The following is a 26,882-nucleotide window of genomic DNA, read 5'->3' on the forward strand; positions in this document are numbered from 1 at the left end:
CCGGGCGCATCCGCCCCTTCGGCGTTCTACCTGCTCGGCGACGCTGCGTCAATGGCTAGTGATCTTCGTGCAGAGACCGCAACGCGGCGGTAACTTCCGGCCATGCCGACGAGCCGGGGGCGATAAGACCGAAATGCTCGCAATCTGGCAGCTCAATAAGGCGGATATCGGCTCCCTTGGCGCGGGCGGACGTCACGTAACTTCGAGACAGGTCGACGGGGACCTGCTGATCCAGCGTGCCGTGCATCACTACCGTGCGTGGCCGTAGGGGGACCAGGGATCGTGGATCCGTCGTCGCGTACCGCTCCGGCACGTCGGCCGGGCCGCCGCCGAGCAGCGCGGCCACCGCACCGGCGTCCAGGTCCAGCCGGTACGCCTCGGCCAGGTCGGCGACCGGAGCGAGGGCCAGCACCCCGCCGACGGCACCGGGTGCGTGGGCCGCCGCGTACAACGCGAGGTGCCCGCCGGCCGAGTGACCGAGCAGCAGCGGCGGCGTCGAGGCGATCCGGTCCGACAGGGCGGCCTCGGCCAACCGGGGCAGCGCGGAGACTCCCGCCAGCACGTCGGTGAGGGTGCCGGGCCAGCCACCACCGGGCTGCCCGGTCCGCCGGTACTCCAACTGGGCCACCGGGTAGCCGAGCGCGGCCAGTGCGCTCGCCAGCGGACCGGTGTGCCGCCGGTCGTACTCCGCACGCCAGAAACCGCCGTGCACCACCACCACCAGCGGCCGGGGCGGCCCGGAGCCGGCCGGGCGACGCAGATCGGCGATCTGGTCCGGGTGTTCGCCGTAGGCGACGGTGACGTCCGGTTCAGGCGCGGCGCGAGTCAGCACCGCCCGGGGATCGGAGGGCATCGGGCGACGGTAGCGCGCTTCACGGCCTGCCGGGGATGGGTGCCCGACCGGGGCAGCGGCAGCGGGCCGGCGGGCAGGGCGGGGCGCCACTGGGTAAAGATGGAGGGCATGACCGAAGCGCACTCCGCTGGACAGAACGACGAGCCCGACCGGGACGGTGCCGGACGGTCCGGAACCGTGGTGGTGGTCGGACCGGACGGCCGGCCCGTCGGCACCGTGCAGACCGAGGACGGACCTGGCGAGGACCCGTCGCGCCTGGTCGAACAGCCGGCCAAGGTGATGCGGATCGGCAGCATGATCAAGCAGCTGTTGGAGGAGGTCAAGGCCGCTCCCCTGGACGACGCCAGCCGGCATCGGATGCGGGAGATCCACCAACGGTCAATCGTCGAGCTGAAGGAGGGACTCGCCCCCGAGCTGCGCGAGGAACTGGAACGGATCTCGCTGCCGTTCTCCGAGGACCAGGCACCGAGTGAGGGCGAGCTACGCATCGCCCACGCCCAGCTGGTCGGCTGGCTGGAAGGACTGTTCCACGGCATCCAGGCAGCTCTGGTCGCGCAGCAGATGGCGGCCCGGGTGCAACTGGAGCAGATGCGTTCCGGCCGGCAGGCGCTGCCCAGCGGTCCGGCCGGGGCGATGCTGCCCGGAATGCCCGGCATGGGTCAGCCGAGTGGCGAAGGACACAGCACCGGCCAGTACCTCTGACCACCGTCCCGGTGCGGTCGCGCTCGCCGCGCGTCGCACCGGGACGACTCACCGCACTCCGAAGACCTTCTCCAGGTACGCGGCCACACCGTCGGACGAGTTCGCCGGGGCTACCTCGTCGGCGATCGCCAGCACGTCCGGGTGCGCGTTCCCCACCGCGACAGCGCGTCCCGCCCAGGTGAGCATCGGCAGGTCGTTGGGCATGTCGCCGAAGGCCAGCACGTCCGGCGCCGCGACATTGATGCGGTGGCAGTACCAGGCCAGGCCGGCGGCCTTCGTGACCCCCGCCGCCGAGATCTCCACCAGCCCGGAGTGTGACGAGTGGGTGGCCTCCGCGAGCCCGGCGAGGGCGGCGGCGACCAGCCGGGTGAAGCGGTCAGGGTCCTGCTCACCGGCCCGCGCGAGCAGTTTGACGGCCGGCACCGACAACAGCTCCTCGGCGGTCTGCACGGCCCGGATCGCCTCGTCGTCGGCGTCCCACCGCAACGGGTAGTGCGCCTCGTGACGCATCTCCCGACCGTCGACGATCTCCACGGCCAGGCTCACCCCGGGTACCTCGGCCCGCAGGCGGCGGACCACCTCGGCGAGCAGTTCCGGGGCCAGCGGGTCGGCCCGCAGCACCTCGTCGGTGGTCGGGTCGTAGACCACCGCGCCGTTGGCGCAGATCGCCGGCAACGGCGCGGCCAGCTGGTCGTACACCAGCCGGAGCCAGCGGATCGGCCGGCCGGTGACCAGCACGACCGGGGTGCCCTGGTCGGCGACCCGGGCCAGCACGGCGGCGGTGCGGGCGCTGAGGGTGCGGTCGTCGCGCAGGAGTGTCCCGTCGATGTCGGTGGCGACCAGGTGCGGCGTGGAGTCCATCACCGGGACAGTAGCCGGTCGAGATAGATCGCTACCCCGTCGTCGTCGTTGCGCAGGGTGATCTCGTCGGCGACCGCGCGCAGGCTGGGGTGGGCGTTGGCCACGGCCACCCGCCCCCAGCCGGCCCACTCGAACATCGGCAGGTCGTTCGGCATGTCGCCGAAGACCAGAACCTCCGCCGGGTCCACGCCGAGGGTCTGCGCGATGACACTGAGCCCGGAAGCCTTGTCCACCCCGGGCGGGCAGATCTCGATGAAGCCCAGGCCAGCCTGGGTGAGGGTGGCGAGGTGTGGCGGGACGATCCCGCGGGCGGTGGCCAACAACTCGTCCACATGGTGATCGGCGGTACGCGCGAACGCCTTGATCACGTCACCGGCGAGGCACTCGGCGCGGCTGCGCACCTCGAACGCGTCCTGATAGGGCCAGGCGGGGTGGTAGTCACCCCAGAGCGGGGCGTCGTGCTCGTCCGATGCCTCGACCATGACCGTCAGCGGGCCGACCGCGGCCTCCAGTTCGGTCAGCAGGACGGCCAGCACCTCGCTGGAAAGGCGTTCGTCACGGAGCACCACCGGTCCGTCCGGGTCGCTCTGGTCGACCACCCGGCCACCGCCGGCCAGCACGAGGAAGTCGGCGGCGCGGATGTCGTTGCGGGTCAGTTCGGTGAGCCGGGGGCCGCGACCGGTGGCGCCGACCACCGGGATACCGGCGGCGCGTACCCGGTCGAGGACCTCGTGGGTGAAGGCCGACACGGTGTCGTCGCTGCGGACGAGCGTTCCGTCGAGGTCGGTGGCGATCAGCTTGGGCAGGCCCGGGCGGGTCATCGTTCCTCCTTCGCCCGCCGCCGTCGCGACCAGCCGTTCACCTCGTCGATTGGCGACCCGGCGTGACGGCGGGCAGCAACCGTACCTCGTAGAACCGGTCGCAACCATGGCTTCCAGGCGAATCGGGTGCCAACGGGCGACGCACCGGAGATGACCTCTCGACCAGGGCCGGTGGATCAGTCGGGCGGTGCCTCCCGGGCGAAGGGCACCGTCGGTGTGACGGTGATGTCCGCAGGCGGGCGTTCCCCCTCCTGCTCCGCGTCCGGCGGCGTGCGGCGCCGGCGCGGCCCGTCCACCCCTGGCCGGGTTTCGGCCGCTCCGGACGGGGTCCGCAGGAGCGCGGCCGCGAACAGCCCGACGGCGACGAAGGCGACGATCAGGCCGCGGCCGTACTCGACGTCGACGGTCAGTTCCGGGTTCAGGTACATCCCCCGTCCCAGGGTGTCGTCGAGCGCCGTCGCGGTCGTGGCCAGCAGCGCGAGCACACCCGCGGCGAGGGCCAGTCCGGCCACCCGGGCATTCGCCCGGACGGGGTCCGTGCCCCGCACCGCGAGGGCCACCGTCGCACCGAGCGCGAGCAGCCCGACCAGGTACGCCGAGCCCAGCCCGAGGTCGGAGACGCCGCTGGTCACCTGGAGCGGGGTCTCCGGGTCCGGTCCGCCGTTGGGGATGGTGATCGTCGACCACTCGCCGAGCAGCGACGCCAGGGCTGCCGCCACACCGAGCCCGGCCAGCAGCACCGGCACCCGGTGGTCCCCGCCGAGGCCACCGAGAGCCCGCCGGAACCGGCCGGTCGCCGGCGACTCGTCCTCCGCACCCCACTCGATGACGCTGGCGTCGTCGGAACGGTCGTCCTGACGGGGGATGGGGAGGTCGTGGGTCATCACTCACCCTCTCCTGGTGGCCGGGGACGCCGGGCGTCCGCCGCGCCGCGGGGTCCGGGTCGCATCATGACACAGCCGGGACGCGACGCCGAGGAACGACCGCGTGGCCACCGGTGGTCGGTCGCCTGCCGGCCGTCGGTGGACTAGCGTCAGGTGCATGCCTATCCGTACCGCTTCCGCACGCTGGCAGGGCAACCTCACCGAGGGGTCCGGCACCATCCGCACCGGCAAGGGCGGGCTGGAGGGGAACTACTCCTTCAAGTCCCGTTTCGAGGAGGGTGAGGGCACCAACCCCGAGGAACTGATCGGTGCCGCACACGCCGGCTGCTTCTCGATGGCCTTCTCCAAGGCGCTTGCCGACGCCGGCACGACGCCCACCTCCGTGGAGACCACCGCGAAGGTTCACCTCGACAAGACCGACGCCGGGATGACCGTGACCCGGATCGAGCTGGACACCGTCGGCGAGGTGCCCGGCATCGACGAGGCGCAGTTCGCCAAGCTGGCCGAGACCGCCAAGCAGAACTGCCCGATCTCCCGTCTGCTCTCGCCCGGCGCCGAGATCACCCTCACCACCCGCCTCACCTCCTGACCAACCCCCTCCCATCCGCGTCGATCTTGCACTTTCGGTCTCCGGTACGCGGCTTCCGTGCCGGTTCGCGGCGACCGGAAGTGCAAGATCGCGGGTGGGGTGGGGAAGAATGGAGGCGTGGCGGTGGAGATGGGGCGGGAGCGGTTCGAGGAGCTCGTGGGGGAGGCGCTCGACGAGGTTCCGGAGGAACTGCTGGCGCTGATGAACAACGTGGTGATCCTGGTCGAGGACGACCCGCCGCCCGGGGAGGATCTGCTCGGCCTGTACGAGGGACACGCGTTGACCGAACGTGGCTGGGACTACGCGGGAGTCCTGCCGGACCGGATCCTCATCTACCGCAACCCGATCCTGCGCATCTGTGCCAGCGACGAGGACGTGGTCGACGAGGTGGCCGTCACGGTGGTGCACGAGATCGCCCACCACTTCGGCATCGACGACGCGCGTCTGCATGAGCTGGGCTGGGGCTGAGGGCCGCCGCCCGGGGTTGCGGGCCGGCCCTACCGTCTCGGCCAGGTACGGCGAGTACGGGAGGAATCATGCGCAGCGAGCTGTTCTCGGCGGCGAATCTGGAGCAGGAGTCGACGCAACCCGGCATGCGGTTGCAGAACTCCAAGATGTTGAAGATCGAACTCGACGGTGAGGCGATGGCCAGGGTCGGCTCGATGGTGGCCTACCAGGGGCAGGTGCAGTTTCAGGCGCTCGGCTCCGGCGGACTGGGCAACTTCATCAAGCAGAAGCTCACCGGTGAGGGCGTACCGCTCATGAAACTCACCGGACGTGGCGACGTCTTCCTCGCCGACTTCGCCAAGGATGTGCACGTCATCGACCTGGAGCCGGGCGACGCCCTGTCCATCAACGGCTCGAGCGTGCTCGCCTTCGACGCCACTCTCCGCTACGACATCAAGATGGTCGGCGGGGCCGGCATGGCCTCGTCCGGCCTGTTCAACTGCGTCTTCACCGGGCACGGCAGGATCGCCGTCACCACCCGGGGAACGCCGGTCGTCCTCAACGTCGACGCGCCCACCTACGTCGACCCGCAGGCCGCCGTCTGCTGGTCGGCGAGCCTGCAGACCGGCTACCACCGGGCCGACCAGCTCGGGCTCGGCACGCTGCTCGGTCGCACCACCGGTGAGGCGTACACGATGAGCTTCGCCGGTCACGGCTTCGTCGTCGTCCAGCCCTCCGAGGAGCCACCGATCATGGGCAGCGGTCAGCAGGACCAGGGCGGAGTGCTCGGCGGCCTGTTCCGCTAGCCGGTCCGGACGGCGGCTCACGCCTGCCGGCGCAGCCAGACCCGGTTGCACCGGCCGGCGGCGCGCCCGGACGCTCAGGTCAGCTCGCCCGCGCGTAGCCGGGCGAGCCAGGCCGCGGCGTCGGTGTAGTCCGCGTCGGAAGGACCTGCCGGCGCGGCCACCGGCCGCTCCCTGGTCGACCCGTCCCAGCGGTGTCGGGGATACGAGCCGAGGAAGCGTACGTCGGCGCAGATTCGGCGCAGCCCCTGCAACGCCTCGCCCATCCGCACGTCCGCGACGTGACCGGTGCAGTCGAGGAAGAACACGTATCGGCCGAGCGCCTCGCCCGTGGGCCGGGACTCGATCCGGGTCAGGTTGACGCCCCGGACCGCCAGTTCCATCAGCACGGACAGCAGCGCGCCCACCCGGTCGTGCGCGATGTAGACGGCGAGCGACGTCACGTCGTCGCCGGTGGGCGGTGGAGGCGGCCCGGGCCTCGACACCAGCGCGAAGCGGGTCACCGCGTCCGGATGATCAGCGATCTTGTCAGCCAGGACGGCGAGCCGGTGTCGGGTCGCGCCGATCGGCGCGCAGATGGCCGCGTCGAACTCACCGTTGGCCGCGCCGGCTGCCGCCGCACCGTTGGACAGCACGTCCACCACGACCGCGTCCGGCAGGTGCGTACGCAGCCAACCTCGGCACTGGGTGGACGCCTGCGGATGGGCGGCGACGCTGCGCACCGACGGCAGCGGGGTTCCCGCGCGTGCCCCGAGCACGAACTCCACCGGCAGGATCACTTCCCGGGTGATGACCAGCGGCTCTCCCTCGGCCAACTCGTCGAGGGTGACCCCGACCGCGCCGCCGATCGAGTTCTCCAGGGGCACCAGAGCCGCATCGGCCTCGGCGGCGCGGACCGCCTCCAGCGCCTCACCGACGCTGCGGGCCGACGTGCGGCTGCCCCGCTCGGCGGCCGGCACGGTACGCAGTGCCTGCTCGGCGAAGGTGCCCTCGGGGCCGAGGTAGACGAAACGGGTCGGCGGCGTTCCCGGCATGTGCTCAGCCTACGCACCCGGAGTCGGCGACGAGCCCGACGGCGTGGGTGACGGGGTCGACGGCGTCGGCGACGGCGGGGGGACCGGCACCGGAACGCCGCCGCCGTCGCTGCCACAGGCCAGCGTCTGGATACCGGGCGGACTGGCGACCCGTACCTCGGCCGTGCACACGTCGGTGCCGGCGGTCACCAGGCGCAGGGTTCCGGCTCGGTCCCGGGTGACCACCTGGAGCGGCTCGTAGCCGGCCACGTCGAGGGTGGTCAGGTGCCAGTCGGCGGCACACAACGGACCGTTGCCGACGCTGACCCGGGCGCTGCCGGGCAGCAGCCCACGCCGACCCCGCACCAACTCGATGATCCGCTTCGCGGACGGTTCCCCGGTGCAGGCCACCGCGACCAGCCCGGGGTCGGTCGCGGGGGTGGTCGGCACGGCACCGGGGAGTACGCCGAACGACGGGGTGGCGGGGCTGGTCGGGCTGCTCGGTGTACGGGTCGGCACCCGGGTCGGCAGGCCGCCGCTGTCGCGTACCTCCGGGGGCGCGCCGCATCCGACGGTCAGCAGTGCGGCCAGCACGGTGACACCGACCAGTCGGCGGTGCCGTCGGCGGGGGCGGAGGGCCACGTCGGCAGCGGACCGGAAGCCGGTGGTCGGCCGGCCGGGGACGGCGTGGAACGGCGAGGTGGGCGGCACGGGGTGGTCCTCATGACGGGAGACACGACAGTGGCGGGAGCCGAGCCCATGGTAGGAGGAAGTCAGACCTCGGAGAAGAACGTGAGGGAGCCGGCCACCGCGCCGTCGGCGACCACGGGGGTGGAGATCGCGTCCACCGTGGCGTCCGGTACGTCCTCCGTCGCCGCCTCGATCCGGAGCAGACCACGGGCCAGCCGGCCGGAGGTGAGCGCCAGCAACGGCGGAATCTTGTCGATCTCGGGCTCGGCCAACTCGCCCCGGTAGGCGGTGAAGTCGAGCAGTCGCAGCCCGCCGTCGAGCAGCGGCAGACCGATCACGTCCTCCGGTGCGCCCAGTTGGAGCAGCTCACAACCGGCGGCGGAGACGGCCAGCACCCGGGTCTCGGCGTCGATCAGCAGGCAGGGCTCGTGGGCACTGGAGACCGTGGCCGACCAGCGGCTGATGTTGTCGCACCCAGGCTCTGTCGGTGTCCCCCCGGAGGGCGCGAACACTTCCGAGAGCGAGAGTTCGACGTGGGCCACCGAGCCTCCTATGCACACCGACGATCCGTCCACGCTAGCCGGTCGCGGCAGCGACCGCCGACCGCGTTGGAAGTACGGTTGCGTCGGTGTTGATCAGTGCCCGGTCGGCGACGGCGCGGGCCGGCGGAAGCTGGGCCGCCCCGGCCGCGTGGCGTCGCCGCTGACGTTACCGGCGGCCGGCCGGCTTGTCAGCGGCCATTCGGCCGTCCTCGTACCACCGGTAGTCGGCCGCGGGTGGGTAGCCACCGTTTCCCCAGGTCCCGGGGTGCTGCGCGACCCGGGACAGCTTCTCGGCGGTGGCCGGGCTGATCCGGTTCCCGCCGGCCACCAGCAGTCGGTCGAGTTCCCGGTGGGTCGCCATCAGGCAGTCCTTGGGCAGGCCGTAGACGCTGATGACCCCGGATCCCACGAAGGTGAGCACCGGGGTCACCGGGATCGGATGACCGACGGCCTCGCTCAGCGCCTTGCTCGCCCGTCGGGCGTCGCGACGGGCCTCGGCCACGTACGGCGGGCGCTTGCCGTTGATCTGCACCACGTCACCGGCGACCAGAACGCGGGCACGGCCGTGGTCGGCGATGGTGACGGCGAAGAGCCCACTCGGGCCGATGGCCAGGAACCCGGCCCGGTTGTCCGCGGGGTCGTCGAGCAGGACGTCGGCCGCGTCGGTGCGGGGCCAGTCGATGACGTGCCAGGCCGGCCCGAGGTGGTCGAGCTGACCGAGTGCGCGGGCGCCGGCCGCCTCCAGCCGTCGCGCGCCGCGCTCCGCCCGGCGGCGGCGGGCCCACTCCAACGGAGACGGACGAGGAGTCGCGACCACCCCGGGAGACTCGACCCGGGGGTGCGGTACCGCCACTGGCGGCAGCGCCCTGGCGGACGGTACGGCTCGACGTGCGGGGAAGACAGTCATCGCGACCTCCGGCAAAAGGTCCCTCGAAGTTACGTTCTCACTACCCTACGTTGCCAGTCCCGGTGGTCGGCAAGCCGGAGCGCCGGAATGACTGTGGATGAATGCCATATTCACCCACGGTTGTTTTACCGGATACCGCCAAACCCTGCCCTACGCTGCGGGGGTGAGCCACTACGTGGACAGTGAGGTCGGCCGGCTCGGCACCGTCCTGTTGCACCGGCCGGGGCCGGAACTCGCCCGACTCACCCCGCGCAACAACGACTCGCTGCTCTTCGACGCTATCCCGTGGGTGGGCCGGGCGCAGGAGGAGCACGACGCCTTCGCGGGGGCCCTGCGGGAACGCGGCGTCGAGGTGCTCTACCTGACCGACCTGCTCACCGAGACGCTGGCCGTGCCGGACGCTCGGAACGAGCTGACCGCCGAGGTGCTCGACTCGCCCCGGCTCGGCGACGCCCTGCGCGCCCGGGTCGCCGCGCACCTGGCGTACCTCGATCCGGCCGCGCTGGCCGGCGTCCTCGTGGCCGGACTGGCCCACGAGGAGTTGCGGGTAGGCCGGGACCGTCGAGGTGGCCTCGTCTACACCCTGATGGACCGACACGACTTCATCATCGACCCGCTGCCCAACCTGCTGTTCACCCGTGACTCGTCACTGTGGATCGGTGACCGGGTCGGCGTGACGAGTCTGGCGATGCCCGCCCGGCGGCGGGAGACCACGCTCACCGATGCCATCTACCGCCACCATCCCCGGTTCGCCGGCACCGAGTTCGTCTACCGGCCGGGCCTGGAGCCCCTGGAAGGCGGTGACGTGCTGCTGCTGGCACCCGGGGTGCTGGCCGTCGGTGTCGGTGAGCGGACGACTCCCGCCGGTGCCGAACGCCTCGCGCGGCGAGTCTTCGCGGCCGGACTGGCGCACACCATCCTCGTCGTACCGATCGCCCAGGAACGGGCCACCATGCACCTGGACACGATCTGCACGATGGTCGACACCGACGCGGTGCTGATGTACCCGAACGTGGCCAGCACTCTGTCGGCGTACACCGTCATCGCCGGCGCTGACGGCGAGGACCCGCGGGTGGACGGACCGTCGCCGTTCCTGCGGGCCGCCGCCGATGCGATGGACCTGGACCGGCTACGGGTGATCGACACCGGGCTCGACCCGGTGACCGCCGAACGGGAGCAGTGGGACGACGGCAACAACACCCTGGCACTCGCGCCCCGACTCTGCGTCGGTTACGAGCGCAACGTCGAGACCAACGCCCAGTTGGAGCGGGCCGGCATCGAACTCATTCCGATCGCCGGCTCGGAGCTGGGCTCGGGGCGTGGTGGCCCCCGTTGCATGTCCTGCCCGATGCTGCGGGAGCGCAGCCCGGTCCGGTCCGGATGACCGGCGGGTGGCTCAGCGCAGGGTGAGTTGGCGGCCGAGCAGCCCCTGCCGGGACCGGCGGGCGTCGGCGTCGAGCGGGCCGGTCTCGGACAGGGCGTCGGCGTACCGCTTGGCGAAGTCGGCGACCGGCTGCTCCCAGTCACCCGCCGGGATGTCCTCGGGCAGGTCCCAGACCGGCACGAGTCGCCCGTGGGCCCGGAACATGCCGGCGAACCGGGTCGCCTCGCCGAGGGTCAGCGAGCCGGCCGCGCCGAGCCGGGCCAGTGCGTCCAGGGCGGCCTCCTCGGCCTCCGGCAGCACCCAGCGGACGTGGGCCTTCTCCGACACCCGGCACCAGTACGCGGCGCGCGCGGCGGCCAGTCGCTGCGTCGGATAGATCGCCGCGTTGGCCCGCTCCAGGGAGGCGCGCACGGTCGGATCCTCGGCGGCTTCGGGAGCCAGCCAGAACTCGAAGCCCTCGTGCAGGCTGATCTCCAACGGGCCGTCGACCAGGATGTCCTGCAACCGGGGACCCGGGCCGGGCAGCGGTGGCACCGCGACCTGCGCGCCCGGGGCGGTACGCAGTGCGCAGAGCAGCGACTCGGCCAGGTCGCGAGAGACGTCACCGGACTGGAGATGACGTTGAAGCCCGATGAAGATGTGACCGTCGTCCCGGCTCATCGCGGGAGCGGCCATCGGCAGCACGGTGGCCAGGGTGACCGGCCGGTCGCCGTGCTCGTCGACGAGTGCCGGGATCAGCCGCAGTGGCGCGGAGGCGGCCGGCACCAGCTCCCGCAGGGCGATCCACTCGGGCTCGTCGACCAGCCCCTCGAAGGGCCGGGGAACGAAGACGTCCCGGATCCGTTCCCGCTTGCCGGCTGTGGCCGCCCGCTGGTTCTTTCGACGCTTGCTCACGGCGACACAGCCTAGAGCCCTCCGGCGGCCGGTGGGGGCCGGACCCGCCTCCGCGCCGCGACAACGGGTCGACCTACCGGTTCAGCCGGTCGTCACCAGCGCCGGCCGGTCGCCGACCGGATCGAAGTCGGCCCAGACGCTCTGGCCGAGCCCGTCGCGTTCCACGCCCCAGCTGGTCGCCAGACCGGAGACGATGTGCAGGCCGCGCCCGTCGGCCGCGTCCGGGTCGGGTGGGCGGACACGTGGGCCGCTCGCGGCCCCGCCATCCGTGACCCGCAGTCGCAGTTGCGGTCCCTCGGGCGGGTAGCGCAGCCGCCAGGCGACCCGGACCACGCCGCCCGGCAGCGGGTCGGCATGCCGCACCGCGTTGCCGACCAGCTCGGCCAGGACCGCCACCAGGTCCGCGAGCATCGCCGGGGAGACGGTTCCGGCCAGCTCGGCGGCGAGCCGGTGCCGGGCGATCCGCGCCCCACTGGGATGGTGCGGCACCACCACGCACCACGCCCGTTCGACAGCTGTCGTCGCCACCTCTGCCCCTCTTTCGCCCCGTGACCCCCACTGTCACCTGCGGGGCAGCCGCACCTCTGCGACCGTACCCCCACCACTTCTCGGACGAAGGAATACCCAGCCATTCTGTTGTTCAACGATCCGGCGGACCAGATAGAGGCCGAGACCGGTGCCGGGATAGCGACGCCGGTCGCCGGAGTCGCCCTGCCAGAACCGGTCGAAGGCCCGTTCCACGTGCTCCGGGCGTACGCCGATGCCCCGGTCGGCGACCCGGAAACAGACGGTCTGGCCGTCGGCACCGGCGGCGACGTCGATCGGGGAGTCGGGTGGGGAGTACTTGCCGGCATTGGTGACGAGTTCGGTGAGCACGGTGGCCAGGCTCTGCCGATGCCCGATCGCCCTGGGCAGCTCGGCCGGCACCTCCAGGGTGGTCCGCCGACGCAGATCCGTGGGCAGGTCGTCGATCGCGATCCGCAGCGTCTCGGTCAGGTCGAAGGGGGCCGGCGGTCCGTCGCCCGGCCACGCCTCGGCCGCGGACGAGAGCAGCCGGTCCAGCAGCCGGGCCAGCTCGTTGGCCCGCTGGCCGATGACCCGGGCCGCCTGCCGCCGGTCGGTCTCGCTGAGCGACTCCCAGTGGTCGGTGAGGGTGTCCGCGTAGCCCTTGATGACGGTGACCGGGGTACGCAGTTCGTGGCTGGTGACCGCGACGAAGAGATCCCGTTCGTGGTCGTGCCGCTGCTGGTCGGTGATGTCCCGGAAGGTGACCACCCGCAGGGCACCGGGGCCCGGCAGCTCACCGGAGGTGATCCGCAACCAGCGTCCGCCCGGCAGTCGATGATCAAGAACCTGCCCCGACGGCGGCAGCGGGAAGGGTAGCGGTTGGTTGATCGCCTCTGCGGTGGACCGGCCGGTCACCTGCGCGGCGGCCGGATTCCAGAGTCGTACGTGGGCGTCCCGGTCGACCACGGCCAGGCCGTCGGCGAGCGCCGCGACCACCGGTCCGTCGCCGTGCACGGGCAGGCCGCTCTGGTCGCCGTACATGTGGGCGATGCAGGAGCCGAGGTATCCGACCACGCCGCGTTCCTCGGCCGTGGGTTCCTCGTCGCCGGCGAGGTAGAGGGCGTGCAGGCTGCCGACGGTGTGGCCACCGATCTCGGCCCGGGAGACGACCATCCGCCGCAGGCCGCGCTCGGCCAGTTCGCTGGCGAGCGCGTTGGCGAACCGGTCGGTCCGTACGCACTGCACCCGGGGACCGGCGAGCAGGCAGATGGTGGCCGGGTCGTTGGCGGGCAGCGGCCGGCCGACGGTCCACTCGGCGGCACCGGTGGCGGCGATCACCCGGCCGCCGCTGGGCGCGAACTCCACGAACGCCATCCCGGCGGCCCCGAGCGCCGGCTGGGCCACCCGGAGCAGCTGGGTCAGCACCGGCAGACCCGCGTCGCCGGAGTTGATCATCTCGATGACGGCGGTGTGCCCGGCGATCAGAGCCGAGTAGTCGGTGCGGTCCGGCATGACCCGAGTGTGCCTGCCGACCGCGCTTGCGGGCACCCCCGGCCCGGCTGCGATTACCGACGCAGCCGGGCGAGAGTCTGCGCCGGACGGTCGGTGATCACGCCGTCCACCCCCGCTGCCAGTACCAGGTCGAGGTCGGCCGGTTCGTTGACGGTCCACACGTAGACCTGGTTGCCGGCTTGCCGCAGCGCCGGCACCAGGGCCGGGCGGGCGCGGACCAGCGCGATCCCCGGTCCGGCGATGCCGGCACCGAAGGGCAGCCGACCCATGGGCAACCACCGGGGGAGCACTTCCAGCAGGAGCACGGTCGGTAGCGCCGGGGCCAGCGTCCGGATCCGGCGCACCGCCAGCGGGGAGAAGGACATCACGGTGACCCGTACGGGTGCGTCCGGACGCGGCTCGGCCAGCCCGTACCGGTGCAGCAGGGTGACCAGCCGCCGCTCCACGTTGCCGCCGTAGCGGGACGGATGTTTGGTCTCCACGAGCAGCCGGACCGGCCGGCCGGCGGCCAGCACCGCCTCCAGCAGCCGTTCGAGGGTGAGCAGCCGGGTGTGTGAGTCGTCGAGCACCTCGTCGCCGTTGGCCGGAACACCCCCGGGATGCCAGGAACCGAAGTCCAACTGCTCCAACTCGGCGAGCGTACGGGCGCTGACCAGACCGCGGCCGTTGCTGGTCCGGTCCAGCCGCCGGTCGTGTACGCAGACGAGGTGCCCGTCCCGGGTCAACCGGACGTCACACTCCAGCCCGTCGGCGCCCTCGTCGAGGGCGCGTAGATAGGCGGCGAGGGTGTGCTCCGGCAGGTCGTACGAGGCGCCACGGTGGGCGAAGACGAGGGGTCCGGCCACGGTTGGCGCCCTACAGGACCCGGCCCGGCTGCCCGTCGGAGCCGACCACCGGCCGACCGGCCGCCGCCCAGTCGCCCATCCCGCCGGCGACGTTGCTCACCTGTTCCCAGCCGTTGCGCAGCAGATACGCCACGACCTGAGCGGATCGACCGCCGGAGCGGCAGATGACGGCCACGTCGCGGTCCGTCGGCACCTCGGCCAGGCGGGCGGGGAGCTCCATCATCGGCAGGTGGTGGGCGCCGGGAGCGTGACCGGCGGCCCACTCGTCGTCCTCCCGGACGTCGAGCAGGTACGTCTGATCGCTGATCTCGGGAACGGTCACGGTGGGTATCTGAGGTCCGAACACGGGTACCAAGCCTAGAACCTCGCCGCGCGGCTGCCCCCGCGACCGCACGGCGAGCACCGCCCGCGCCCGGTCCGGTGTCGGTCAGAGCCGGGTCACCCAGCGCGGATGGGCGCCGGCCCACTCCGACATCCGGCTGCCGCGTACCGCCGCGAACAGCCCGTCACCCTCGTCGTCGAGCCGGACGTAGGACACCTGGTCGATCATCTGAGGGTAGGACGGCACCTGTACGCCCCGTAGCCCGTCGGTGGCCAGGCCGTGCAGGGCCAGCAACAGGTCCTCCACCGGGACACCGTTGGTGTCCACGGTCAGCGAGCCGCCGACGGCCCCGATCAGCCGGTGCAGCCGTACCGGGTCGGTGCGGAGCCGGGTCTCGCCGGCCTGTTCCAGCATCGCCCCCAGCAACTGCTGCTGATGGGTCTGCCGGTCGTAGTCGCCGCCCGGCAGGTCGTAGCGCTGGCGCACGTAGTCCAACGCCTGCGCGCCGTCCATCCGCTGGCAGCCCGGCCGGAAGACCCGGTCGGTGTGGATCGACCGCACCTCGCTGCGTACGCACATCTCGACCCCGCCGAGCAGGTCGATCACGTTTCGCAGGCCGGCGAAGTCGACGAGTGCGGCCCCGTCGAAGCGGATGCCGGTGAGTCGGGCCAGGGTGGCCGAGAGCAGGTGCGCACCGGGCTGGCCGCCGCCGCCGTACTCGTACGCCGTGTTGATCTTGTCTTCACCGCCGGGGTAGCCGCCGCCCGGTGGAATGGCCACCAGCAGGTCGCGCGGCACGGAGACCAGGTAGCCCTCGCGTAGCCCGGGCGGCACGTGCACGATCAGGATGGTGTCGGTGCGCTGTTCGGAGTCGGCGTCACCTGGACGCCGGTCCGAACCGACGAGCAGGTAGTTGAGCGGGCCGTCCAGGTCGGTGCGGTCGGCGCGGGCGCTCGGGTCGAGCAGCTCCGCCCGGGTCATCGTGGCTTCGTACCGGTCGGTGAGCACCCGCAGCCCGACCACGGCGAGCGTGGCCAGGAGCAGCACGCTCAGCCCGATGCCGAGTAGCACGCGGGGCCATCGCGGTCGTCGGGCCTGCGCGCCCGGCGACCGCTTTCCGCTCGTACGCCCCGTCCTGGCCGTGACGTCCCTCCCGCAAGGCCTGACATGAATCATTCTCACATCAGGTTACGGAGTCATCACCGAGAGTGTCGGCGGTTCGGCCATCGCGAGCCGGCCGGTCACTTCCGCGAGGAGATCACCTCGGGGTTGTAGAACACGAACTCGGCGAGCTTGTCCTTGCGAACCGCCTGGAACATGTCCAGGGTCTGCTCGCTCAGCGCCTCGGTGCCGTTGCCCTTGGCGTTGTACGTGCCGCCGTTGGTCTTCAGCATGATCAACTCGTTGCCGGTCACCCCACGCATGGTGAACACGAAGTCCTCCACCGGCACACCACCGGTGTCCAGGATGAACGCCTTGCCGGCCGCCTTGATCAGCTGGTTCAGCTTGACCGGGTTGGTCAGGCTGCCGTTCTGGGTGGCCTTCTTCGCCATCGCCTTGATCAGCTGCTGCTGGTTCTGCTGCCGGTCGTAGTCGCTGTTCTTGAGGCCGTACCGCTGGCGGGAGAAGTCCAGGGCCGCCCAGCCCTCCATCTCCTGGCAGCCCTTCTTGTGCACCACCGGGGTGCGGGGCTTGCCGGTCTTCTTGGCGTCCGCGTTCCACATCGGCTCGCCGTCGACGTACGACATGTGGATCGAGGTGACCTCCTGCTTCGGGCAGATGCGCACCGAGCCGAGGGAGTCGATCACCTTCTTGAAGCCGCCGAAGTTGATGATGGCGGCACCGTCGAAGCTGACCCCGGTCATGCCCTTGATGGTCTGCGCCATCAACTGGGCACCGCCCTCCCAGCCGCCGCCGTTCTGGGCACCGGCCTGGAACGCGCCGTTGATCTTACCGACGCCGCCCGGGTAACCGGTCTTCTCGAACGCCGGGATCCGCGCCTCGGTGTCCCGGGGGATCGAGATCAGGTACGCCTGGTCGTGGGTGGCCGGGATGTGCAGCACGATGATGCTGTCCGCGCGTACGTCGTCGGCCGCCCAGCGCTCCCGGGCGTCGACCCCCAGCAGCAGCATGTCGATGGGGCCCTTGAGGTCGGCCCCACCCTCCGCGGAGGTCTTGCCGGCCTCGCCGAGCAGGTTGCGCTGGGAGATGCTGCCGGTGGCCTGACTGATCACCGCCTTGCTGCCGACGATCGCCACACCGCTCGTCATCATCAGCGCGGCACCGAAGACCACGGTGAGTCGGGCCCAGAGGGGATCCTTGCGCCGGGTGCGCTTCTTGCCGGATTTGCCGGACCCGTCGTTGCGGGTGGGCGGGGCGGCGGACGCGCGCGGCGGCTCAAGCAGGGAGGGGCTGTGAACCGGCATGCGTGCTCCAGCTCGTGTACGCAGAAGGGGGCGGGAACACTTTACGTTCGCATTCCGGTGCTGGCGAGTTCACGTGGTGTCCAGTTCACGTTCTTTACCACGTCATCCTGCCGAAATGGCCGATCGTCCACAGCAAAGTAGACGATCGGCCGTTCCTGGCGTACCGGTCGTGGTCAGCCGTTGCCGGTGGTCGACTGCTTGTTGGCCCGCATCCAGTCGGCCATCGTGTCCCCGGCCATCGCCCGGTACATCGTCAGCGCCTTCTCCCGGTCGGAGACGACCACCGACTCACCGTTGATGGTCTGGCTGCCCAGGTGCGGACTGGTGACGAAGGTCAGGTTCTCGCCGCGCAGATTGCGGAACTGCACCGCCATGTCGGTGAGCGAGAAGCCCTGGTCGACGGTGACCGCTTCGGTGACCGACTGGAGGAAGGCGTTGAGCTTCTTCGGGTTGGTGAGCGTGCCCGTGCTCGCCGCCTTGTCCATCAGCGCCCGGAGGAAATCCTGCTGGTGGCGCATCCGGGCGAAGTCGCCGTCCGGGAACTGCTTGCGTTGACGGATCCAGTCCAGGGCCTCGGCGCCGTTCATGTGGTTGGTGCCCTTGGTGAACTTCCGGTACGGCTTGTGGATCGAGGTGATGGTCCGCTCCACCTCCAGGTCCACCCCGCCGAGGGCGTCGGTGACCTGCTTGAACCCGGCGAAGTCGATGGCCATCACGTGATCGATGTGCACGTCGGTGAAGCACTCGACCGTGCGTACCGCCAGGGGTAGACCACCGAACGCGAACGCAGCGTTGATCTTGCGTCGTTGACCCGTCTCACATCCGGCACCGGCGCTCTCCGGGATCGGCACGTACAGGTCCCGGGGGATGGAGACGAGGTACGCCTGCTTGTGGTCGGCGGGGATGTGCATGACGATGATCGTGTCGGCCCGCCACTCACCGGCCCGGTCCATCGGCGCGTCCGGATCCCGCGAGTCGGTGCCCACCATCAGGATGTTGAGCGCACCGTTCACCGCCTTGGCCGGCCGGTCGCCGGTGATCTCCGAGAACGGGTCGGTGCGGGCCATGTTGTTGTCCAGGCTGCGGGCGTAGAACCAGGCACCCGCGCCGCCGATCAGGGCCAGCACGAGCACGGCGACGCCGGCCACCAGTGCGATGCGGCGCCAGTGCGGTCGCCGCCGTCGCGGCGACGGACGCCACCGGAGTCACCCGGACCAGCGGACCGCGCGGTCTCCGGGCGGCAGGCGGGACCGGCTCGTCGTCGTACGCCGGGTGCCACTGGCGTCGGCCGGTCCGCCGGCCCGGCCCCCGCGTCCCACCCGGCACTGCCGCCCGGCGCTGCGGTGCAGGTGAAGGGCCGGCAGGGCGGCGGAAATGGTCGCTGACATGTAACTCAATGTACGCAGCACGAGCCAGTCTCGCCCCTACCGCGGTTTCCGGGGACGACGGCGGTGTCGCCCTGCCCCGTCCGTGCGACTACCCCAGCCGCTTGCGGAAGCGTTCGATGGTGCGCCGCAGTCCCTCCTCCGGCGCGACGGTCGAGTTCGTGGCCGAAGCGCTTCTCGGGCGAGGGTGAGATCCGGACGACGCACTCGATCGTCGGCGCTACGCGTGACGAATGTCACCTGGAGAGCGGCTGTCGCAGAGCGACATGATCGTCTCGGCCAGCTCCCGCATGCTCATCTCGTGCCGGTGCCGCAGTTCACCGGCCCGCTCGGTCGAGTCCAGCAACAGCAGGATGCCCCGACCAGGTCGGCGACGTAGCAGATGGAATTGGTTGCCGGTGCCAGGTACCGTGATCGGCTCGCCCTGCACGTTTGCGAGATGAAGGCCGGATGGCCTGCCTGTCGGGCCGCATCCTCGGCCCGCTGTGGTGTTGAAGATCCGCACGATCGTGCGTCCACGCCTCGACTGCGGCGGTACGCCATCGTCGCGGCCTCCGAGAAGCGCTTCCGCCTCGTCGTAGACGTGTTGCGAATGCCGATCGGGTTGACGTTGCCCCAGTACGTCTCCCCGCTGCGGGTGCTCCTTCGTCGCCGTACGCCTCCGAGGTGGAGGCCAGCAGGAACCGGGCGCGTCGGCTGCGGCCCGCTCCAGCAGGCGGCAGGGCGGCCACCGGAGCCGACCTGCAGGATCTCCACCGGCAGCTTCTCGAAGTCCGTCGGGCTGGCTGGCGAGGCTTACGTGCAGGATCGCGTCGAACCGCTCCGCCACCGCCGGATGAAGGCAACCTGTCGGAGATGTCGGCCCTCCACCAGCGCGTGAAGGTCGGCGTGTCGAGCAGGTGTGCGACGTTCTCCTTGGACCCGGTGACGAAGTTGTCGAGGGCGACGACCGTGCAGCCGCGCTCGATCAGGGAATCCACCAGGTGCGACGGACGAACCTGGCCCCGGCCGGTGACCAGGATGGTGCGACCGGGACCAGCGCTGCTCAACCTTCATGAGTTGTCAGCCTAAAGGAGCCCGGTGGCCGGTCCGTCGGGACGGTCAGGCCAGTCCCCCGGTAGCGGCCCTGGTGGTGCAGCAGCGGCTCCACGTCGTCGGTCAGTTCCACCCGCTCGATGGTCGCCCCACCAGCAGACCCCAGCCGTACTGCCGGGCACCGTCGAGGCGGCAGCCGGCCTGGCCGCCCGCGTCGTCCGGCACCGGCCCGCGTGTCCAGCCAGCCACCGATGGCGAAACAGGCCGCCCGGCGAGGGAACAGGCCGGCGAACCGTCGGCGAGCTGCCGGTGCGACGGACCGAGCGGGGCCACGGCGAAACGGCCGGCCTCCTCGACCGCCGCCCACAGCCTGACTCGGCGTCCACCAGCCCGAGCAGTCGGCCCGGCTCTCGCACCAGGGTCGACGACACCGTCAGGCCGGCCGGCCCCGGCGCCGTCCAGAGGGTCACCGGCGCGGCGAGCCGGCCCCGCAGCCGGCGTACGGGCGAACGATCCTCGGCCGGCGCGGCGAACGGGTCGGTGTGGTGGATCCGGGCACCCGGCTCATGATTCACGTGAAACATTGTGACCCGTCCGCCCGGTTCGTGGGCCTCGGCTACAGCTCGCGAGATGCGGCATGTTGGGGTGTCTCCCGGTAGGGACACCGCGACATGCCGCATCTGGTGCGACGGTCAGCGGCGGGGGGTGACCAGGGCGAGCAGTTCGGGCTGGCGGCGGTCCAGCACGTCGCCGGCCAGGTACGCGCCGAGCAGCGCCGCGCCGACGCCGTAGGCCACGCCCAGCGGCAGGCCCAGCCAGAGCCACGCGTCGCCGAGCAGTGCCGCGGCGAGCACCATCGGTGCGGCGAGCGCCCCGGTGGCCACCATGGCCAGCAGGGTCAGCATGCCCTTGACCACCCCGGCTCCGCTGTTCATCGCGAACGGGTTGCTCGTCTCCGGCAGCGAGTACGCGCCCAGCACCGAGACGAACGAGTTGACCGCCAACCCGGCACCGTAGGTGGCGACCAGTGCACCCGCCATGAATCCGATCCACGTCGGCTCGCCGAGCACCAGCGCGATCACCACGGCGACCACCGCCAGCATCGGCAGCACGTAGAGCGAGAACGCGGTGATCCGGGCGCGCAGCTCCAGCCGCCCCGGCACACCGGCCACCACGTTTGCCGCGTACGCGCTGCCGTCGAAGCCGAACTGGTTGGCCAGCGTCACCGCGGCGAGCAGACCGACGAAGAGCATGGAGAGGCTGACCAGCACCGGCGAGGAGTCCCCGGCGGCGCTGAAGCCCTGCTCGCTGTCGAAGGTGAAGCCCTGCCCACCGAAATTGACCATCACCGGCACGAAGAGACCGACCACCGCGATGGTGATCAGGTTGGCGCGTCGTCGGGCGTCCCGCCACCAGTAGCGGGCCTCCCGGGCGACCAGGGCACCGAACCGGTCCCGGTGCAGCCAGCCGGTGGCCCGGGGGAAGAGCTGGGCCACCACGCCGCCGGTGACTCCGGGCCGTGCCCGGGTGGGTCCGGCGGTCGCCGCGCCCACCATCGCCGACTCCAGCGAGCGTGACCACCAGGCCAGCAGCGCGACGATCGTCACCACGGTGATCAGCAGCTTCACGGGCGCGGCCCAGGCCCGGCCCTGCGCCACGTCGATACCCACCGTCCAGGGGGCACCGAGGGGAGTCCACCCGATCACCGTCGCCACGCCGGTGAGCCGGTCCCAGTCGGTGTCCTGGATCGCGGCCACGCCGGCGAGCTGCAACGGGCCGAGCGAGGCGGCGAGCACCGCGAGCAGGACGGCGGCCAGGTCGCGTACCCGGCGGGAGCGGAGCATGGAGGCGAACGCGCTGGTCACCGCTCGGGCACCGGCGACGCAGAGGAGCAGCCCGCAGACCACCCCGACGGCGGCGACCAGGGCGGCCGACCAGCCGCCGAACACCCCGGCGGTGACCACCAGCCCGGAGAGGGCCAGCAGCGCGGCGACCGTGGGCACGCTCACCAGCGCCGCCGCGAACAGCCCGGTCACCAGGGTGCGTCGGGACAGCGGCAGCAGCGCGAAGCGGGCCGGGTCGAGGGTCTCGTCGACGCCGAAGAAGACCAGCGGCAGCAGCAGCCAACCGAGCACCGTCAGACCACCGGCGAACGCGGCGACCAGCAGGGCGTACCGGTCGTCGCCGGCCAGCCCGGGAGCGGCCAGGCCGAAGAAGGCAGCGATCGCGAACCAGAGCCCGATCAGCGAGCCGACCAGGAACAGCGCCACCCGCCAGCCCTGACCGCGGAAGTTGTTGCCCATCACCCGCAGCTTCAGCTTGACGAAGTGACGCGCCGAGACCGACCGCACCTGGCTCGCCGGTGCGGTCACCGGGACAGCCACGCCAGCTCCTCACCGGTGGCGGTACGCCCGCCGACCACCTCGACGAAGACGTCCTCCAGCGAGCGGTCGCCGCGTACCTGCTCCAGCGTGCCGACCCGCTTGATGGTGCCGGCGGCGAGGATCGCCACGTGCGTGCAGAGCCGTTGCACGACCTCCATGACGTGGCTGGAGAAGACCACCGTCCCGCCGCCGGCCACGTACCGCTTCAGGATGTCCCGGATGAGTGCCGCCGAGACCGGGTCGACCGCCTCGAACGGTTCGTCGAGCACGAGCACCCGGGGACCGTGCAACAACGCGCAGGCCAGACCGATCTTCTTCTTCATGCCCGCGGAGTAGTCGACCACCAGGGTCCGGCCGGCGTCGGCGAGGGCCAGCACGTCGAGCAGCTCCGCCGCCCGCTGGTCGACCACGGCCGGGTCCATGCCGCGCAGCAGACCGTGGTACGCCAGCAACTCGGCCCCGCTGAGCCGGTCGAACAGGCGTACCCCGTCCGGCATGACGCCGAGCAACTGCTTCGCGGTGACCGGATCGGCCCACACGTCGTGGCCGAGCACCCAGGCGCCGCCGGAATCGGGCCGTAGCAACCCGACGGCCATCGACAGGGTGGTGGTCTTGCCGGCGCCGTTCGGGCCGAGCAGCCCGTAGAACGAGCCGGCTGGGACGTCGAGATCCACGCCGGCCACCGCGACCTTGCCGTCGAAGCTCTTGGCCAGGCCGCGCAGCGCCAACGCCGGGTGCTCACCAGTCATGCGCCCGACCGTATCCCGTGCCGACCAGCCCGCCGCCCGACCGGAGGAGGATCCGCAGCTCATCCCCGAGGCGGACCAGCGCCGAGCCGGTGCCGCAAGGGCGCGCTCAAGAGTGGAGGGCGTCGGGGGCGTGCAGGCGGAGCATGGTGCGGCCGATGTCGGTCGGGGCGCGACGGCGGGTGGCCAGCGACACCGCGATCATCACCGTGAAGGCAAGCGGCACCGTCCAGGCGGCCGGCTGGGCGATGAGGGTGGCCGGCCAGCCGGTCAGGGCCGGGCCGAGGACGGTGACCAGGACCGACGCCACGGCGGCCCCGCCGCCGACGAGGATCCCGGCGGCGGCGCCCGCGTCGGTGAGACCCCGCCACCAGATGCCGAGCACCAGCAGCGGGCAGAAACTGGACGCGGCGACCGCGAACGCCAGGCCCACCACCTGCGAGACGTCCAGACCGGAGACGTTGAGGGCGAGAACCGTCGGCACCACCCCGGCGATCACCGTGGCCAGCCGGAAACCGCGCACCGAGCCCCGACCGAGCACGTCGGTGGAGATCACCCCGGCGACGCTGGTGAGCAGCCCGGACGAGGTGGACAGGAAGGCCGCGAACGCCCCGGCGGCGACCAGCGCCGCCAGTAGCCGGCCGGTGGTCCCGGCACCGAGCGCCGCCTCGGGCAGCAGCACCACCACCGCGTCGGTCTGGCCGGTGACCAGCAGTTGCGGTGTGTAGATCCGGCCCAGTACGCCGTAGATGGTGGGCAGCAGGTAGAAGACCCCGACGAGGGCCAGGACCACCAGCGTGGTCCGCCGGGCGGCGGCCCCGTCAGGGTTGGTGTAGAAGCGGACAAGCACGTGCGGCAACCCCATGGTGCCCAGAAAGGTGGCCAGGATCAGCGAGTACGTGCCGAACAGTCCCCGGTCGTCGGAACCGGCGTCGCTGGGCAGCAGCCAGTCGGCGGCCCCGTTGGCCACCCCGGAGACCTCCGGCACCGGTTCACCCTCGGCGAAGCTCAGCTCGTCGCCGGGGCGTACCTCCAGGGTCTGACCGTCGGAGAGGGTGAGCACGGCGCGTTGCTCGACCACCACGGTGGTCGCCGTCCGGAACGTGGCTCCGTCGGGCGGGGTCACCGCCGGGCGACCGTCGGCCTGCCACTGCAAGGCCAAAAAGATCGCCGGTACGGCCAGCGCGGTCAGCTTGAGCCAGTACTGGAACGCCTGCACGAAGGTGACCGCCCGCATCCCACCCAGGGCCACGTTCGCGGTGACGACGGCGGCCACCACCAGCGCGCCGACCGGGTACGGCGAGCCGGCCAGCGTGGCCAGCGTCAGACCGGCACCTTGGAGCTGCGGCACCAGGTACAGCCACCCGATGAAGATCACGAAGACGGTGGCCAGCGTCCGTAGCCGGCGGGAGCCGAGCCGCAGTTCGCAGAAGTCGGGCAGGGTGAAGGCGCCGGACCGACGCAGCGGCGCGGCAACGAACAGCAGCAGGGCCAGGTAGCCGGCGGCGAACCCGACCGGATACCAGAGCACGTCCACGCCGTACTTGAGGATCAGCCCGGCGACGCCGAGGAAGCTCGCCGCCGACAGGTACTCGCCGCCGATCGCGGCGGCGTTCCAGGTGGGGCTGACCACCCGGGAGGCGACCAGGAAGTCGGAGGTGGTGCGGGCCAGCCGCAGCCCGTAGAAGCCGATGGCGACGGTGACCAGGGTGACCGCCACGATCGCCGGTACGACGAGATCGTTGCCCACGTCAGCGCTCCGGCCGCTGGACCAGGTCGGTGAAGTCCTGCTCGTTGCGCTCGGCCAGGCGGACGTACGTCCACCCGACGGCGACCAGGAACGGGAAGGAGAGCACCCCGAGCAGCAGCCACGGCAGGTTGACGCCGAGCACGGTCATCCGGCCGACGGAGGGTGCGATGGCGAACAGCCAGGGCAGCCCGCCCAGCCCGACCATCACCACCGCCGACAGTTGCAGGGCCAGCGCCAGCTGAGCGCGGACCAGGCCGCGAACGAGCGCCTCACCGACCCGGGTCTGCTGGGTCAGTTCGGTGTGGGTGCCGGCGGGCCAGCGCGACCGGCGGGACACCTCCGCCAGCACCACCCGGGTACGCGCCGGTGGTCCGGATCCGGCGGTCGCATCGGGAGTTCCGGCGGGGTCGGGGCGGCGGGGTGCCGGCGGTGCATCCTCGGCGGCCATCCCGGCAGTCTCGTCGGCCCGACGGGAATGTCAAGCGGCCTGTGGACAACGGTGTGGACAACCGGTCGGGCCTGTGGACAACCCGGTGGACAACACCGTCGGTCAGCGGCTCCACTCCTGCTTGGCGGCCCGGACCAGCTTGTCCTTCAGCTCCCGGGTGTGCCGCCGGCTCACCGGCAGCTCGGTGTCGTCGATGACCACCACGTAGCCGGAGTTGACCAGGCGGAGTTCGGCGATGAGCCGCAACTGCACCAGGTACGACCGGTGGATCCGGACGAACCCCGCATCGGCCCATCGTTCGGCGAGCGTCGCCAGGGAAACCCGTACCAGGTGCGACCCGTCCGCCGTGTGCAGCCGGGCGTAGTCGCCCTGCGCCTCGACCCACCGCACCGCGGACCGGGGCAGCATCCGGGTGGTGCCGGCCAGCTCGACCGGGATGGTGGGATCCTCCTCGGCCCGGGCCAGCGCGGCGGGATGGGTGGGTACCACCCGCGAGCCGACCACCCGGCGCAGCGCCTCGGCCAACCGCTCGGCGCGTACCGGCTTGCGCACGTAGTCGGTGGCGCCCACGTCGAAGGCGTCCGCGGCACCGTCGTCGTACGCGGTGACGAAGACGATCGCCGGGGGGCGGGCGAAGCGGCGCAGTACCCGGGCCAGCTCCATGCCGTCCAGGCCGGGCATCCGGATGTCCAGGAAGACCACGTCCACGTCGTCGTCGCGCAGCACCCGCAGCGCCTCGGTCGCGTCACCGGCCGTGTGCAGCCGGGCCACCCGGGGGTCGGCCCGCAGGTGGTACGCCAACTCGTCGAGTGCCGGTGGCTCGTCGTCGACCGCCAGCACCCGCAGGAAGCCGGTGCCGGGGGCCGGGCCGGAGCCGGTCACGAACCGGCCCGTACGCCGGGGTGGAACTTCGGCACCCGCATGCTCACCTTCGTACCCGAGCCGACGCCGGTCTCGACGACCAGGCCGAAGCCGTCGCCGAAGACCGACCGCAGGCGCTCGTCGACGTTCGACAACCCGACGTGCTGGCCCGGATCGTCCCCCGGGTCGCCGGTCGACCCGGCCAGCTCGGCGATCCCCGCGGTCAGCGTGGCCGGATCCATCCCCACTCCGTCGTCCTCCACCGTTATGTGGCATTCGGCGCCCGCGTCCCGGGCCTCGATGCTCACCATGCCCGTGCCCGGCTTGCGCGACAACCCGTGGCGTACCGCGTTCTCGACAAGTGGTTGCAGGCACAGGAACGGCAGGATCACCGGCAGCACCTCGGGGGCGATCTGGAGCCGCACCTGGAGCCGGTCGCCGAACCTGGCCCGTTCGATGGTCAGGTAGCGGTCGATCGAGCGCAGCTCCTCGGCCAGCGTGGTGAACTCGCCGTGCGCCCGGAACGAGTACCGGGTGAACTCGGCGAACTCCAGGATCAGCTCCCGGGCCCGTTCCGGGTCGGTACGGACGAAGGAACCGATCGCGGTCAGCGCGTTGTAGATGAAGTGCGGGCTGATCTGGGCGCGCAGGGCGCGTACCTCAGCCCGGGCCAACCGCTCCCGGGACGAGTCCAGCTCCGCCAGGGCCAGTTGGCTGCCGGCCCAGTGGGCGGTCTCCAGGGTGGCCTGGACCAGACCGGGTGCCGGTGCACCGTCGGTGACGGCGACCAGCGCACCGGCGATCCGGCCCGACGCCCCACCGAGCGGGGCCACCACCGCGCCCCGGACCGGACAGTCGATCCGGTCGCAGGTCAGCTCCGCCTCGCCCAGCACGGTGGAACGCTCGGAGGCGATCACCCGTCGGGCGGCGGTCCGGAGCTGCTCCCGGTGGTGCGCGCCGCGTCCGTCCAGCGCGAGCAGGTCGTCGGCGTCGGTCAACGCCAGCCCTTCCGCGCCGACCAGGGTGCGCAGGTGACGGGCGGCCTTCGCCGCGCCGGCCGGGTTCAGCCCGGCCCGCAGCGGTTCGGCCGCCAGTCCGGCGGTGTGCAGCACCTCGTAGGTCGCCCGTTGCCCGGGCGTGGCGATGCCGCGCCGACCGCGCAGCCGGCCGACCGCGTACAGCGCCCCGGCCAGCACACTGACCAGTGAGAAGACGCCGATCACGGCGGAGATGTTGCCACCCACGTCGACGATCCTGCTGGTTGCGGACGC

The 26,882-nt window shown here is 71.8% G+C and carries 26 protein-coding genes and 3 pseudogenes; 5 read left to right on the plus strand and 24 right to left on the minus strand.

The window, feature by feature from the left end; all coding sequences use genetic code 11:
• Nucleotides 1–55 precede the first annotated feature (55 nt).
• Nucleotides 56–853, minus strand: a complete 798-nt coding sequence (locus ENC19_RS21020) for an alpha/beta hydrolase family protein (RefSeq protein ID WP_164448821.1) — start codon at nucleotides 851–853, stop codon at nucleotides 56–58.
• 99 nt (nucleotides 854–952) lie between these two features.
• On the opposite strand from ENC19_RS21020, the gene ENC19_RS21025 reads away from it, so the two are divergent.
• Complete coding sequence (locus ENC19_RS21025; RefSeq protein WP_164448822.1) at nucleotides 953–1,555, plus strand: bacterial proteasome activator family protein; 603 nt, start codon at nucleotides 953–955, stop codon at nucleotides 1,553–1,555.
• A 48-nt stretch (nucleotides 1,556–1,603) separates the two neighbouring features.
• Here the strand turns inward: ENC19_RS21025 and ENC19_RS21030 are convergent, their stop codons facing one another.
• The 3 genes from ENC19_RS21030 to ENC19_RS21040 all read right to left on the minus strand — a co-directional run bounded on the left by ENC19_RS21030 (nucleotide 1,604) and on the right by ENC19_RS21040 (nucleotide 4,121).
• The gene (locus ENC19_RS21030; RefSeq protein ID WP_164448823.1) at nucleotides 1,604–2,416 is read right to left on the minus strand and encodes an HAD family hydrolase; all 813 of its coding nucleotides are present in this window, start codon (nucleotides 2,414–2,416) and stop codon (nucleotides 1,604–1,606) included.
• A complete protein-coding gene (locus ENC19_RS21035) occupies nucleotides 2,416–3,237 on the minus strand; it encodes an HAD family hydrolase (protein WP_164448824.1) in 822 nt (273 codons plus the stop codon). The genes ENC19_RS21030 and ENC19_RS21035 overlap by 1 nt, the downstream gene beginning before the upstream one ends.
• A 176-nt stretch (nucleotides 3,238–3,413) precedes the next feature.
• Entirely contained in the window at nucleotides 3,414–4,121 is a 708-nt protein-coding gene (locus ENC19_RS21040) for a hypothetical protein (RefSeq protein ID WP_164448825.1), read from the minus strand.
• A gap of 157 nt (nucleotides 4,122–4,278) precedes the next feature.
• Here ENC19_RS21040 and ENC19_RS21045 point away from each other — a divergent pair, with 157 nt between their 5' ends.
• The 3 genes from ENC19_RS21045 to ENC19_RS21055 all read left to right on the plus strand — a co-directional run bounded on the left by ENC19_RS21045 (nucleotide 4,279) and on the right by ENC19_RS21055 (nucleotide 5,963).
• Entirely contained in the window at nucleotides 4,279–4,710 is a 432-nt protein-coding gene (locus ENC19_RS21045) for an OsmC family protein (protein WP_164448826.1), read from the plus strand.
• Between the two features lie 123 nt (nucleotides 4,711–4,833).
• On the plus strand, nucleotides 4,834–5,178 hold the full coding sequence (locus ENC19_RS21050) for a metallopeptidase family protein (RefSeq protein WP_216592783.1): 345 nt from the start codon (nucleotides 4,834–4,836) through the stop codon (nucleotides 5,176–5,178).
• A 68-nt stretch (nucleotides 5,179–5,246) separates the two neighbouring features.
• Entirely contained in the window at nucleotides 5,247–5,963 is a 717-nt protein-coding gene (locus ENC19_RS21055; RefSeq protein WP_164448827.1) for an AIM24 family protein, read from the plus strand.
• Nucleotides 5,964–6,037: 74 nt separating this feature from the next.
• Here the strand turns inward: ENC19_RS21055 and pheA are convergent, their stop codons facing one another.
• The 4 genes from pheA to ENC19_RS21075 all read right to left on the minus strand — a co-directional run bounded on the left by pheA (nucleotide 6,038) and on the right by ENC19_RS21075 (nucleotide 9,112).
• Nucleotides 6,038–6,994 carry a prephenate dehydratase gene (pheA, locus tag ENC19_RS21060; protein WP_164448828.1) on the minus strand — a complete coding sequence of 319 codons (957 nt, stop codon included), beginning with the start codon at nucleotides 6,992–6,994 and terminating at the stop codon, nucleotides 6,038–6,040.
• Between the two features lie 9 nt (nucleotides 6,995–7,003).
• Nucleotides 7,004–7,684 (minus strand): hypothetical protein, encoded by a 681-nt coding sequence (locus tag ENC19_RS21065; protein WP_309246258.1) that lies wholly within the window; start codon nucleotides 7,682–7,684, stop codon nucleotides 7,004–7,006.
• A 62-nt stretch (nucleotides 7,685–7,746) separates the two neighbouring features.
• On the minus strand, nucleotides 7,747–8,205 hold the full coding sequence (locus ENC19_RS21070; RefSeq protein ID WP_164448829.1) for a PAS domain-containing protein: 459 nt from the start codon (nucleotides 8,203–8,205) through the stop codon (nucleotides 7,747–7,749).
• Nucleotides 8,206–8,371: 166 nt separating this feature from the next.
• Nucleotides 8,372–9,112 (minus strand): hypothetical protein, encoded by a 741-nt coding sequence (locus ENC19_RS21075; RefSeq protein WP_164448830.1) that lies wholly within the window; start codon nucleotides 9,110–9,112, stop codon nucleotides 8,372–8,374.
• 163 nt (nucleotides 9,113–9,275) lie between these two features.
• Here ENC19_RS21075 and ENC19_RS21080 point away from each other — a divergent pair, with 163 nt between their 5' ends.
• On the plus strand, nucleotides 9,276–10,496 hold the full coding sequence (locus ENC19_RS21080) for an arginine deiminase (protein WP_164448831.1): 1,221 nt from the start codon (nucleotides 9,276–9,278) through the stop codon (nucleotides 10,494–10,496).
• Between the two features lie 12 nt (nucleotides 10,497–10,508).
• On the opposite strand, the gene ENC19_RS21085 is transcribed toward ENC19_RS21080, so the two are convergent.
• The 16 genes and pseudogenes from ENC19_RS21085 to ENC19_RS21160 all read right to left on the minus strand — a co-directional run bounded on the left by ENC19_RS21085 (nucleotide 10,509) and on the right by ENC19_RS21160 (nucleotide 26,855).
• Entirely contained in the window at nucleotides 10,509–11,390 is an 882-nt protein-coding gene (locus tag ENC19_RS21085) for a DUF5926 family protein (protein ID WP_164448832.1), read from the minus strand.
• 81 nt (nucleotides 11,391–11,471) lie between these two features.
• Nucleotides 11,472–11,885, minus strand: a complete 414-nt coding sequence (locus ENC19_RS21090; protein WP_281604633.1) for an ATP-binding protein — start codon at nucleotides 11,883–11,885, stop codon at nucleotides 11,472–11,474.
• Nucleotides 11,886–11,951: 66 nt separating this feature from the next.
• Entirely contained in the window at nucleotides 11,952–13,409 is a 1,458-nt protein-coding gene (locus ENC19_RS21095) for a PAS domain-containing sensor histidine kinase (RefSeq protein WP_164448834.1), read from the minus strand.
• A 53-nt stretch (nucleotides 13,410–13,462) separates the two neighbouring features.
• A complete protein-coding gene (locus ENC19_RS21100) occupies nucleotides 13,463–14,254 on the minus strand; it encodes a glycerophosphodiester phosphodiesterase (RefSeq protein ID WP_164448835.1) in 792 nt (263 codons plus the stop codon).
• A gap of 10 nt (nucleotides 14,255–14,264) precedes the next feature.
• Entirely contained in the window at nucleotides 14,265–14,600 is a 336-nt protein-coding gene (locus ENC19_RS21105; RefSeq protein WP_164448836.1) for a rhodanese-like domain-containing protein, read from the minus strand.
• 81 nt (nucleotides 14,601–14,681) lie between these two features.
• A complete protein-coding gene (locus ENC19_RS21110) occupies nucleotides 14,682–15,647 on the minus strand; it encodes an LCP family protein (protein WP_444968377.1) in 966 nt (321 codons plus the stop codon).
• A gap of 170 nt (nucleotides 15,648–15,817) precedes the next feature.
• Nucleotides 15,818–17,002: an LCP family protein gene (locus ENC19_RS21115; RefSeq protein ID WP_164448837.1), complete on the minus strand. Its 1,185-nt coding sequence runs from the start codon at nucleotides 17,000–17,002 to the stop codon at nucleotides 15,818–15,820.
• Nucleotides 17,003–17,175: 173 nt separating this feature from the next.
• A pseudogene (locus ENC19_RS21120) lies at nucleotides 17,176–18,390 on the minus strand (LCP family protein).
• An 88-nt stretch (nucleotides 18,391–18,478) separates the two neighbouring features.
• Nucleotides 18,479–19,443, minus strand: a pseudogene (locus tag ENC19_RS21125) (NAD-dependent epimerase/dehydratase family protein).
• Nucleotides 19,433–20,102: pseudogene (locus tag ENC19_RS21130) on the minus strand (flavin reductase family protein). Before ENC19_RS21130 ends, ENC19_RS21125 begins: the two co-directional pseudogenes overlap by 11 nt.
• A gap of 12 nt (nucleotides 20,103–20,114) precedes the next feature.
• On the minus strand, nucleotides 20,115–21,806 hold the full coding sequence (locus ENC19_RS21135; RefSeq protein ID WP_164448838.1) for an ABC transporter permease: 1,692 nt from the start codon (nucleotides 21,804–21,806) through the stop codon (nucleotides 20,115–20,117).
• Entirely contained in the window at nucleotides 21,791–22,555 is a 765-nt protein-coding gene (locus ENC19_RS21140) for an ABC transporter ATP-binding protein (protein WP_164448839.1), read from the minus strand. The genes ENC19_RS21135 and ENC19_RS21140 overlap by 16 nt, the downstream gene beginning before the upstream one ends.
• Nucleotides 22,556–22,661: 106 nt before the next feature.
• Nucleotides 22,662–24,302 carry a sodium/solute symporter gene (locus tag ENC19_RS21145; protein ID WP_164448840.1) on the minus strand — a complete coding sequence of 547 codons (1,641 nt, stop codon included), beginning with the start codon at nucleotides 24,300–24,302 and terminating at the stop codon, nucleotides 22,662–22,664.
• A gap of 1 nt (nucleotide 24,303) precedes the next feature.
• Nucleotides 24,304–24,750, minus strand: a complete 447-nt coding sequence (locus ENC19_RS21150) for a DUF485 domain-containing protein (protein ID WP_235944967.1) — start codon at nucleotides 24,748–24,750, stop codon at nucleotides 24,304–24,306.
• Nucleotides 24,751–24,852: 102 nt separating this feature from the next.
• A complete protein-coding gene (locus tag ENC19_RS21155; RefSeq protein ID WP_164448841.1) occupies nucleotides 24,853–25,632 on the minus strand; it encodes a LytR/AlgR family response regulator transcription factor in 780 nt (259 codons plus the stop codon).
• The gene (locus tag ENC19_RS21160) at nucleotides 25,629–26,855 is read right to left on the minus strand and encodes a sensor histidine kinase (RefSeq protein ID WP_164448842.1); all 1,227 of its coding nucleotides are present in this window, start codon (nucleotides 26,853–26,855) and stop codon (nucleotides 25,629–25,631) included. Before ENC19_RS21160 ends, ENC19_RS21155 begins: the two co-directional genes overlap by 4 nt.
• Nucleotides 26,856–26,882 lie beyond the last annotated feature (27 nt).

The sequence above is a fragment of the Verrucosispora sioxanthis genome, assembly GCF_010560025.1.
Classification (GTDB): Bacteria; Actinomycetota; Actinomycetes; order Mycobacteriales; family Micromonosporaceae; genus Micromonospora; species Micromonospora palythoicola.